This is a genomic window from Pseudomonas sp. EL_65y_Pfl2_R96, assembly GCF_963970905.1.
In the GTDB taxonomy this organism is placed as follows: domain Bacteria; phylum Pseudomonadota; class Gammaproteobacteria; order Pseudomonadales; family Pseudomonadaceae; genus Aquipseudomonas.
Genome location: NZ_CAXAQH010000187.1, coordinates 1 through 560, shown reverse-complemented (window position 1 = coordinate 560; position 560 = coordinate 1). Strand labels below are relative to the sequence as shown.

The 560-nt window shown below is 61.4% G+C and carries 2 protein-coding genes; both read left to right on the top strand.

The features are described 5' to 3' along the window. Nucleotides 1-298: hypothetical protein (locus AACY49_RS30140; protein WP_339527894.1), on the top strand; the 298-nt coding region annotated here is incomplete at its 5' end. Continuing rightward, nucleotides 295-560, top strand: a 266-nt coding sequence (locus AACY49_RS30135) for a hypothetical protein (RefSeq protein WP_339527892.1), incomplete at its 3' end; no start/stop codon positions are given. The genes AACY49_RS30140 and AACY49_RS30135, both read left to right, overlap by 4 nt.

Sequence of the window (560 nt, the reverse complement as noted above, 5' to 3'; positions counted from 1 at the left end):
AAAACAAATCGCGGCTCCGGATCGCAAGGTCGATGCAGCCGAACTTGGAGCGACAGTTACAGCGTCCGCGACTAAAGCCGCAACAAATGCGACATCGGAAGATCGCACAGCGCTGTACAACTTTGTTTTCACCCCGCTGGGCCTGAAGATCCGCCAACTCAACCCGGAAATGCTCAAGATCGCGGCAGATTGGAGCAACGAGCGGGATGCTCTATCCGAAAAGCGCGTCACTGAAGCAGTCGGTGCGGCGCTTGCCCCCTTCTTAGCAGATACCGCCGCGAAAAAGGCCAAGCCATGACGATGGAATCCGAACGCCTCCGCCTCGCCGAACACGGCATGTACCGCCCCGAATTCGAGGGTGACGCTGGTGGCGTCGGTCTCGTCGCGGCGACCGATGGCACGCCGTCGCGCCGTGTCGTCCAATCCGCGATCGATGCGCTGAAAGCCGTGTGGCATCGCGGCGCGGTCGATGCCGATGGCAAGACTGGCGATGGCGCTGGCCTGCATATCGACCTGCCGCTCAAATTCTTCGACGATGCGATCGCTGCCTCGGGCCACCG